This window comes from Bacteroides sp. RCH18 (genome assembly GCF_058231005.1).
Genome location: NZ_JBIPTC010000001.1, coordinates 2,446,844 through 2,457,825, shown reverse-complemented (window position 1 = coordinate 2,457,825; position 10,982 = coordinate 2,446,844). Strand labels below are relative to the sequence as shown.

The following is a 10,982-nucleotide window of genomic DNA, read 5'->3' as shown; positions in this document are numbered from 1 at the left end:
TGTAAATGCTAAAATACTGTATTCATTGCTTTAATCATTAAACTCAGGGATGTATTTATGAAATTAAAAACAAGAATTTATTTATTATGCTCTTTTCTTTTGGTCGGTTGTAATCAGCCCAAAGAGAAAGTTGAAACTCAAATGACGGAAATAAACAACCCCATCCTTCCGGGATATTTTGCAGATCCTTCGCTGGTGCAGTATGAAGGTAAGTTTTATCTCTATGCGACGGTCGATCCGTGGGGAGCGGATTTTCTGCCCTGCTGGGTTTCCGAGGATTTCCGGAACTGGACGTTTCATCGGTTGAACTGGCCAACGAAAGCGGCTTGTACATCGGCTCTCTCCCATAAAAACATGGTATGGGCGCCTTCTGTTATTCAAAAAGGAGATATGTTTTATATGTATGTATCTGTGGGGTCAGAGGTCTGGTGTGGTAAAGCTGCCCATCCGCTTGGTCCTTGGGAAAACGCGTTGGGAGATAAACCCATGATATCGTTTGATACCACTCGCTATTATCATGTAATAGATGCTGAAGCCTTTATTGATGATGATGGAAAAGCCTATCTTTATTGGGGATCCGGTTGGGGATGGACTAACGGTCATTGTTTCGGAGCCCGGCTGAATGACGATATGGCTTCTTTTGCGACAGAACCGGTGGAAGTAACGCCTGCGCACTATTTTGAAGCCCCGTATATGCTGAAACATAACGGTAAATACTATCTGACTTATTCGGAGGGAAAAACAATTGATGATACTTACAAGGTATGTTATGCTGTAGGCGATCATCCACTTGGTACGTTTGAAGAAGCTGGGAATAGTCCAATCCTGACTACAAATAAAGAATTGAAAGTTTATGGTCCCGGTCACCATACCCTGTTTACTTACGATAACAAAACCTATATGTTGTATCACCGGCATCGTTGGCCGTTTTTAAATGATGGGTCGGCCTTCCGTCAGACTTGTTTGAGTGAACTCACTTTCAATGATCCGGAAAATGAAATTAATAATATTGTGCCGCATCATACCCAGTTATTCCCCGATCTAAACAAGGATGACAGGCAATTCATAAAAGTGGATGAAATTTTATCAAGTTCGGAGCTGAATAAAGACTTAATGGCGAAAAATGTATTGGATGGCAGCTATGCTACACGTTGGGAAGCAACAGATGGTGAAGAAGATTCCTATTTATCAGCCATTTTTAAGGATAGTGCATATATCGATACCATGGAGATTCGTTTTGAATATCCTTGGAAGAGGTATTTCATAAAGGTTGAAACTGCTGATGATGAAAACAACTGGGTGGTAGTTGCAGATTATACAGCCGAGGGGATTGAGGGATCACCCGTTCATATTCCGATTTCCAAGGTATGCAAATCGGTAAAGATTTCCTTTTTAAATAAATCCGGAGCGGCAAAACCCTCAGTGTGGGAGTTGCTCTTTTACTAAACTTATCATTGCTATGAGATTAAGAAAAATATGGTTACTTTGTAATTTGGTATGCATTATTCCCGGTGCTTTCGCCCAACAGTTTATTCATCCTGGAGTACTCCACTCCGAAAAATCATTGGAGCGGATAAAGCGTTTAGTTGATCAGAAAGCCCAACCGGCTTATGGTTCGTATGAGATTCTCGCAAAGTTACCGGAAGCCAGGGCCGACTATCAGATGAAAGGACCTTTCGAAATAATAAGCCGGGATGGAAAGTATGGTTACACCAAAGGACCTAGTGAACGTGATTTTAATTCCGCCTATTACAATGCCCTTCTTTGGAAGATAACCGGAAAGAAAGCCCATGCGGACAAATCCATGGAAATTATCAGAGCTTATGCTCGTACCGTTCGGCAGATACCGCCTACTAATGATGCTCCGCTTTGTGCGGGATTGCAGGGATTTATACTGGTTAATGCGGCTGAGATTATGCGCTACACTTATATGGAGACTCATTATCCGAATGGTTGGAGTGAGCAGGATACAGAGTGTGTAGAGGCTATGTTCCGAAAGGTGTTTCAGCCGGTTTTAAGCAAATTCTTTCAAACGCCCCCCTATACTAATGGTAATTGGGGAGCCGCAGTAGCTAAGGCGCAGCTTTCTTTCGGGGTATTTTTGAATGACCGTAAGCTCTATGATGATGCAATTGATTTCTTTTATCATGGAAAAGATAACGGAAGTCTGCCTAATTACATTGCCGAAAGCGGGCAATCGCAGGAAGCCGGTCGTGACCAACAGCATGTAATGCTTGGTGTCAGTTGCTTTGCTGATATGGCGGAAGTGGCCTGGACACAAGGTGATGATTTGTATGGTGCTTTGGATAACCGCATTATGAAAGGATATGAATACATTGCCAAATCAAATCTGGGGTACGATGTTCCCTTTGTTAAATGGAAAGATATAACCGGAAAATATTCACATCTTTCTACTTTTGGAAAAGAGGGCATGGGGCGTTTCCGTTCGGTTTTTGAGATAGCCTATAATCACTATGTGTTGCGAAAAGGGCTGGAAATGCCCTATACGAAAATCGTTTTAGGTCTTGTACGCCCTGAGGGACCGGGTTTTACTTGCGACAATACCGGTTTTGGCAGTCTGCTTTATTATTTGGGTGATGATTTGAATACCGGAAAAGACAGAGGAAGGATAGAAGAAGATCTTACCCAGTTGAAAGCATGGAACTTCTCTACAGCTTCATATCGGGCAGTCAACGGAGTGATGTCATTGGTCTCTTCGGGAGTTAAACTACAGAAACGTGTTCAGTACGATTCTTCTGCCTATCCCAATATAGTGGTAAAAGCTCCTGGTATTCCGGCATCGGCAAATAAGAAATGGTTAACTTTGTCTTATAGTATAAGTGCGGCGCCGGAGTTTTGGGAATTTGATTCGGATAAAGCAATGAAAGTGGGTGAGGATATATATGTATTTAAAATAACAGATGTCCGGTCAAAAAATGGATACTCATTCTCTAAGGCTTTAACAAATGCAACCATGACTCTGGATTTTGGCGATACTTGTGGTGAACCTGTGGTAATTGAATGGGTACGTTCACTTACCAATGCGGAGTTGCAGTCTGTTCAGTAAAACAATCACAAAATATATATATATGAAAAATCGGTTTAGAATAAGAAAATTCACTTTAGCACGGTTAATGCTCCTTTCGCTAGGTTTAATGAATACATTTGCCGCTTTTTCAAAAAGTAAGGATGTTACTTTTTTAGTGAATGGTGTGTCTTGTCAATTGGAGCAAGGTGTTTTGAAGGTTGAATTTGTCACTTCGGATATTGTGAGAGTACAATATACGGGGGAAAATGTATTTAAGGGGAATAGCACAGGTGTTTGTATGCCTCATGTTACCCGACCTGTCCGTTTTACCTCTGGTAAGGAGATTGATAGTTGTGTCTTAAAATCGGACAGCCTGATTGTTAAGGTTGATTTAAATACTGGTTTTATCTCTTATTTAAATACGGATGGTTCCTTATTGCTTCGGGAAGACGGCAAGTTGCCGAGAGTTGGAGAAAAGAAGGTGATGGAGCATGTCGTATACGACGAACAATCCAAACGTATTGAGAAAACAGCGGATGGAGATAAGGAAGTGAAAAATATTCTTCGTCGTGATACCATAGGTTATACCTGGAAGTACAGGATAAATTTCGACTGGCAACCTTTGGAGGCTTTATATGGATTTGGCTCACATATGGAGGATTATATGAACCTTCGGGGAAAGGAACTCTATTTGTGCCAGCATAATCTGAAGGCAATGGTTCCGGTGCTGGTATCGACCAACGGGTACGGTTTGTTGTTCGATGCGGGTTGCGGGATGGTATTCAAAGACAATTCGGAAGGCAGTTATGTGGAGCTGGAAGCAGCCAAAGAGATTGACTATTACTTTATGAAAGGCCGGACATTGGATGGGGTAGTGGCTAATTACCGTTTGCTGACAGGCGCATCACCCATGATGCCTCTTTATCTTTTCGGATATATTCAGTCGAAAGAACGGTACGTCAGTTCCGATGATCTGATCAATACTTTAAAAGAATATCGCCAAAGGCAGATTCCTATTGATATGATTGTGCAGGACTGGAACTACTGGCCCAGAGGTCAATGGGGACGAATGAGTATGGACCCGAAACATTATCCTGATAAAAAGAAACTGGCAGATGAAATTCATTCTTTGCACGCCAAATTAATGGTTTCAATATGGCCTAATGCCATGAATTGTCCTCAGCACGCTGATTTTAAACAGAAGAATCTACTTCTGCATTCTTCGGCTATTTACGATGCTTTTAATCCGTTGGCAAGGAAGTTGTATTGGAGCTATGCGAAGAATGAGTTTTTTGATAATGGTTTCGATGCTTGGTGGTGTGATGCTTCTGAACCATTGGATGCTGACTGGACTCATATGGGTGATCATTATGGAAATGATAGTCACAAGCGTCGCTGGGAGTTAAATACCAAACTACTGAGCGATGTATTGGGAGCGGAACGAAGTCAGCTGTATTCTTTATATCATGCAATGGGGATTTATGAGAATCAGCGTGCTACAAGTTCAGACAAGCGTGTGGTTAATTTGACCCGCTCCAGTTATGCCGGGCAGCAGCGTTATTCTACTATTACGTGGAATGGCGATACCTATGCTTCCTGGAACTCTTTTGCCCGGATGATTCCGGCGGGACTGAACTTTATGGCTACGGGATGTCCTTATTGGACAGTCGATATTGGTGCTTTCTTTACTAAAAAAGGTGGTCAATGGTTCTGGAAGGGTGATTATAATAAAGGAGTGGCTGATATGGGATATCGTGAGTTGTATACCCGTATGTTTCAATATGGCGCATTCTTGCCTGTATTTCGTAGTCATGGTACCGATACTCCCCGTGAGGTATGGCGTTTTGGCAAACCTGGTGAGCCTTTTTACGACAGTTTGATTCAAATGATTCATTTGCGGTATCGCTTATTACCTTATATTTATTCTTTGGCGGGAAAAGTTCATACCGATAATTATACGATAACCAGAGCGCTTGCTTTTGATTTTGCTTCGGACACGCAGGTTGCTGATTTGAAGGATGAATTTATGTTTGGTCCTGCTTTCCTGGTTGCTCCCGTCACAACTCCGATGTATTATTCGGTTGACTCCCAGCCATTGGAAAATGTAGCCAAGACACGTCAGGTATATTTGCCCGATGGTGCGAACTGGATTGATTTTTGGACAGGCAAGAAATATAAAGGTGGACAAAGGGTTACTATGGAAGCGACAATCGACCGTATTCCTTTGCTGGTTCGTCAGGGGGCCATCGTTCCAATGGGGCCGGTTGTGCAATATACATCGGAAAAGAAAGATGCAGCTTGGGAAATACGGATTTATCCGGGAGCGGATTCTTCGTTTACGGTGTATGAAGATGAAGGCGATAATTATAATTATGAGAAGGGAGCTTGTTCGAATTTTGAAATAAAATGGGATGACAAAAAGAAATTGTTGACCATTTCCGACCGTAAAGGTAATTATCCGGGAATGCCCCAATGCCGGAATTTGAGATTGGTGAAGGTTGACAAGAATGCCGGAATAGGAGTGGAGGAAAGTACTGGCGGAAAGATTGTTAAATATGAAGGTAAACAGTTGAAAATAAGAATGAAATAGTAATTGAGAAGCATAAATAACTAAGTTGCTAAGAAGGGGACACTTCAATTTGTGTGTGAAGTGTACCCTTCATGCATATTAACCAAGATGTTTTCCGATCATTTTTTAATATCCCGGATTCTGATACTCACTGCCGTTGATAATGGTAGCGGTAAAGGTCGTAGAAATGGGACGTAAAGCATAATTCGGATCAAAGAACCGTGCGAGATCCGGGTGAGTATCTTTCAGATAATCGGAACTCTTGAACATCCCTGTCCGTTTCAAATCGTAGAAGCGGCAATATTCACCGCATAGTTCGCGTCCTCTTTCGTCTAATACGTCACGAACCATCATGTTGCCCGTTAACAGGTTTGCTCCGGCACGCTCGCGAACCTTATTCAGGTATTTGGCGGCATTCGCTCCTCCGTTCAGATAAATGTCAGCCTCTGCGGCAATCAGATAGACTTCCGCCATACGCATGATAAACGTAGCGTTTAAGTTTCCGTTTCTTTGTTTGGAGGCGTTTGCAACGTAATAGTTACTGCTGTTGTGCTTGTTTAGTGACGGATAATAGTAACGGAACAGATTCTCGCTGGTACCGTCGTTCTTGTAATTCCCTGTTACATTTGTATACGAGTAGTTCATATTCACATTGTTGTTCCTATCACTGTAGACATGGTTGTAATCAATCAACAAATAGTCGGTCTTGTGCTCATTCTGTTTTTCCGTAGAATAATCCGCATCCTGCGGCATGATAAATTTAATGGCCGGATCACCTTTCTTCAGAGTTTTGCCGATAACTGTTTCGTCTTTGTCGTACATGTGTACGGCACTTTCGTCCCAAGTATAACTTTTATTGGCCTTCCATTGGGTAGTGAATGACTGGTGGAATCTGGGGTCTAACGTGCCGTCATTCTGTACATACAGATTCAGCAAGTGTTGCGTAGGCATGAAGATGCCGCTGACGGAGCCTTCCCATGTCAGTCGTGTCTCCTGATTGTCTTCACGGGCACCGAACTTATTGATGTCACACAGGAAATACTCGTCATTGCGGTTTAACTTGTAGTTACCGTTGCTCGAACCGTGTCCGTCCGTGCCTGCATACCAGCGATGTTTCCAGAGCGCTTCCTTGTTTTCCCAGTTATTGCTTTCTTCGAATACTTCACTGTATGTAGGATACATATAAGTGTTGTATTTCCCGCCACCCGATTCGCAGTCGGAGATCAGCTGCAAGGCTGCGTCGAGAGCTTCCTGCAGGTATTCCGTGCTTCCATACTCGTAGGTCTGCAGACAGGCTTTTGCCAGAAAGCCGAGAGCGGCCTTCTTGGTCGGAGTGGTAGTCGTGGCATGATTCCCGATTGACAGCCATTCGGATGCGAATCTCAGGTCGGGCAGGATGACTTCTTTGTAGATAGTCATCGGGTCGGTGCGGACAGGAGAGTAGTTGAGGCTGGTTTCCGGTTCCGTAAGCATGGTTACCCCTCCGAATTGTTCCACTGCGTTGAAGTAATAGACAGCTCTCATGAAGCGGGCTTCGGCAACTTTCGCATTCCGTTCCTCTTCTGTGGCGTAGGGAGGCTTGTCGCCTAAGGCGATGGCTTCGTTGCAGGAACCTATTCCGTCGTATGTTCCGTTCCACCAGTTATTGGTGTAGGTCGTGTTGGGCGATGTGCCGGCGAAAAACCAGAACCATTCGGTGTAGCTTGTCGATTGGTTAGCCTTGTACGTCCAGAGGTCCGTATCCCCTTCGGTCAGCGACATCCAGTCTGCGGCACCGTAGTAAAACCTTTCCATTGCGAAGTAGCACTGGTTGATCAGTGTTTCGTATCCCTCGGTCGAGGTAGCCAATGTTTCATTGGTAAATGCGCCCGGGTTGTACTCTTCCAGCGAGCAGGAATGCAGGAATAGTGCAGACAGCAGGACAGAGCAAAAAACTGTTTTTAAATGTATACTTTTCATTGTCATTTTCTTCTTTAATTAGAATGTGAGATTAACTCCAAATACAAATTGCCGATAGGTGGGAAACGCGTCCGAACCGTTCGTTTCGGGGTCTGTGTCCTTCAGTTGCTTGTCTTTCACAAAGATGAACGGATTGTAGGCCGTAGCGTAGATGCGGCATTTCTCCATCAATACCTTGCGGGAAATGTTGGCGGGGAGGGTATATCCCAGAGTGATATTCTTGATCTTGATGAAGGAGCCGTCGTGTACTTTCAGTGAAGGATATACCGTTTTTTGTTCGTCTCCCGTTCCGGGACGCGGGAAGTATGCGCCCTGATTGTCCTCTGTCCAGTAATCCACGCCTGCCAGCTGATTCTTGGTCACACTTTGCTCTGCGGTATAGTAGCCGAGCAGGTCACTGTTGATTGTCTGCCCGTAGCGTGCCATTGCAAAGACGGATAAATCGAAGTTCTTGTAGGTGAAGGAGTTGTTCAGTCCGATGATCCAATCCGGATTCGTGTGTCCCAGAATTTGTCTGTCGTCGGTGCTGTATTTATGTACTCCGCCGTCTCCGTTTTTATCCACTGTCTCTATCTTGATAAATCCCGGATTTACGCCATACGCATCCAGCGTCTCCTTTGGAGTGTCACTTCCCCAGATTCCTGCATATTTATAGCCGTAAATGGCATGAATCGGTTCGCCGGTAAACAGGTTCTCGGAGATCAGGTCACCGTCGGGCAGCTTGTCTATCTTCTCCTTGCTCCAGGTGGCGGACAGGGTCGTGTTCCATGTAAAGTCCTTGTGCTGTATATTGTGGGAGTTCAATATCACTTCCACGCCCTGATTGCTGGTTTGGGCGATATTCTGCCAGATAGACAGAGGAGAACCCCATCCGGTCAGTCCGCTGGTGATGGGCAATATACGCTTGAATAATAATCCTTTGGTGGTTGTTCTGAACCATTCAATGGAACCGTCGATGCGGCTGTTCAGTATGCCGAAGTCCAGACCGATGTTCCAGTTGTACGATTTTTCCCAACCGAGGTCGGTGCTGCCGTAAGTCTCCGAGTATTGTGTGAAAGGAACGATTTTTCCATTGACGGAGACTCCGCTGGCAGAATATACGTAGGCTTGGGTAGTGGTGCTGTAGGCGTCTGTTCCGCCGGAGTTGCCCGTGATGCCGTAGCTGACTCTCAGTTTCAGGTTGTCCAGCCAGCTTCGTGCCTTTTCCATAAAAGCCTCGTCGGAAATTCTCCAGGCTATGGCGCCTGCCGGGAAAGCATCCCATTTGTGTCCGGCGGAGAATTGTGAGACACCGTCCCAACGGGTGGAGAAGTTGAATAAGTACTTGCTCTTGTATGAATAGTTGAGGCGGAAAGCAAAAGACATTTTCTGTGTCTGTGCGAAGTCCGATTCCACATGTGGGGAGGAACCCGAAGTCAACCGCCAGAACGACCATTGGTCTACCATTTGTCCGCTTGCGGCAGCCATGTTGCTTTCCGACTGGTTCTTGTTCCACGAAGTGATTAAAGAACCTCCTACCGTATGCGCTTTGGCAAGGGTCGTGCTGTATGCCAGAATGTTTTCCCACGTGTAATTCCATGCGTTGTCATTGGTGATGGAAGCGTGAGGCGAACCCGCATAACTCGGACGGTTGGCGTTGCATTGGTTTCCCCAGTATTGTCCTCGTCGGGAATGGTTCAATGTCCCGTTGATCCGGCTGGTGAATGTGAAATCTTTGAGAGGAGTCAGCTCGACATACCCGCTCATATTCAGGTAAGTGGAACGGGTATTGTTCGCATATTGATTCTCTATGAAATCTCCCATCGGCGAATACTGCCCTGTGATATATTCGTGATTGATCTTGCCTTCCTCATCGTAGGCATCCCCCAACGGGAAAGCAGAGAGGGAACGGGTAAACGTGTTTTTCACGCCGGAATTCAAATCACGGTACACCAGATTGGAGGTGAAACCGACTTTCGCCCACGAAAAGAGTTGCTGGTCGATGTTGAGCCGTAAAGAGTACCGGTTCAGATTTTCATTGCTGAGCAGGCCTTCTTCCCGGTTGTAGGAGGTCGAAGCGAATATCCTTGTCTTTTCCGTTCCGCTGCTTACCGAAAGGCTGTACTTTTGTGTGGTAGCTGTATTACCGGAAACCTCGTCTACCCAGTCAATCCATTTTCCGGCATTATACGCATCTGTAAAAGCCTGCTTGCCCAGTAGGGCAGACATATCGGAAGGGAAATCACCGTTCTTATATCGGTATGCCTCTTTTTGGTAAGTCACCCATTCATTCTGAGTCATTCCGTGTTTGTAGTTGGGCGATCCGCTGAAGCCGTAATACGCGTCAAAGTTGATTGTGGCTTTGCCTTCTTTTCCTCTTTTGGTGGTGATAATCACAACACCGTTTGCTCCTGCCGAACCGTAAATGGCGGTGGATGAAGCATCCTTCAGAACATCGACACTTTCAATATCGGAAGGGTTGACCTGACTATAGCTTCCGGGGATTCCGTCGATAATAAACAGTGGCTCGTTATTGCCATATATGGAACGCGAACCACGCAGCAGGATGCTGACTTCACCGCCTACCTGTCCCGATGTTTTGGTGATGTCCATGCCGGGTATCTTTCCTTGAAGAGCCTCCATCACATTACTGGTAGGAGCAGCCAGTACCTCGGCACTTTTGACAGAGGTTACCGCTCCTGTCAGATCCCGCTTTTTGACGGAGCCGTATCCTACTACTACCACTTCGTCAATCAGTCGGGCATCTTCCACCATTGTGATTTCCAGTTTGCTTTTATTACGTGTGCTGACTTCCTGTTCTATGTATCCCATATAAGATACTTTGAGTACTGCGTTGGGCGACACACGTAGTGTGAAGAGTCCGTCTACATTTGTAATAGTCCCGTTGTTTGTGCCTTTTTCTACAATATTAGCTCCGATTATCGTCTCTCCCTGAGAGTTTTTCACTACGCCGGAGATGCTTCTGCTCTGCTGGCCGTAGACTTGTGTGGCTCCGACTACCGATATTATTCCTGTTAAAAGGAATAGCAGGTAGAATCTTATCATATAAACTGTCTTTAGGGTAACGTCTGTCCCTATGTTTGTTTTATCAGAAAATGATTTCATGTTTTTTGTTTAATTGTATGTTCACTAATTGGTTTTTGAATAGTTAAATCTCTGAATGATTTAAATCTATGTCCCGATTATACCGATTTGATTTACTCCATAGGCTATTAGATTTTATTGGTTAAAACTGCGATTGTACCGTGAATTGACGGTCAATCTCTGAGTGTATGTATTTGATGTGGCGCCACGATCAATATCAGTTTATTTAGACTGATTGGACAAAAGTAGGCATAGAGCGTTGGGGATTGAAAAAAATAAAGTTGACTTTGAATCAGAATGGGTTGATTTTTACTATCTTTGTCTCAATGTAATCACATAAAG

5 protein-coding genes are annotated in these 10,982 nt (G+C 44.6%); 3 read left to right on the top strand and 2 right to left on the bottom strand.

The window, feature by feature from the left end; genetic code table 11:
• The first annotated feature begins 141 nt into the window (after positions 1-141).
• The 3 genes from ACHLI0_RS09825 to ACHLI0_RS09815 all read left to right on the top strand — a co-directional run bounded on the left by ACHLI0_RS09825 (position 142) and on the right by ACHLI0_RS09815 (position 5,618).
• Complete coding sequence (locus ACHLI0_RS09825; RefSeq protein WP_490749030.1) at positions 142-1,446, top strand: family 43 glycosylhydrolase; 1,305 nt, start codon at positions 142-144, stop codon at positions 1,444-1,446.
• Positions 1,447-1,459: 13 nt separating this feature from the next.
• On the top strand, positions 1,460-3,067 hold the full coding sequence (locus ACHLI0_RS09820; RefSeq protein ID WP_490749028.1) for an alginate lyase family protein: 1,608 nt from the start codon (positions 1,460-1,462) through the stop codon (positions 3,065-3,067).
• Positions 3,068-3,155: 88 nt separating this feature from the next.
• Positions 3,156-5,618 (top strand): glycoside hydrolase family 31 protein, encoded by a 2,463-nt coding sequence (locus ACHLI0_RS09815; protein WP_490749026.1) that lies wholly within the window; start codon positions 3,156-3,158, stop codon positions 5,616-5,618.
• Between the two features lie 105 nt (positions 5,619-5,723).
• On the opposite strand, the gene ACHLI0_RS09810 is transcribed toward ACHLI0_RS09815, so the two are convergent.
• Both ACHLI0_RS09810 and ACHLI0_RS09805 read right to left on the bottom strand, forming a co-directional pair.
• Positions 5,724-7,556 (bottom strand): RagB/SusD family nutrient uptake outer membrane protein, encoded by a 1,833-nt coding sequence (locus ACHLI0_RS09810; protein WP_490749024.1) that lies wholly within the window; start codon positions 7,554-7,556, stop codon positions 5,724-5,726.
• 18 nt (positions 7,557-7,574) lie between these two features.
• Entirely contained in the window at positions 7,575-10,661 is a 3,087-nt protein-coding gene (locus ACHLI0_RS09805) for a SusC/RagA family TonB-linked outer membrane protein (RefSeq protein ID WP_490749022.1), read from the bottom strand.
• Positions 10,662-10,982: the final 321 nt, after the last annotated feature.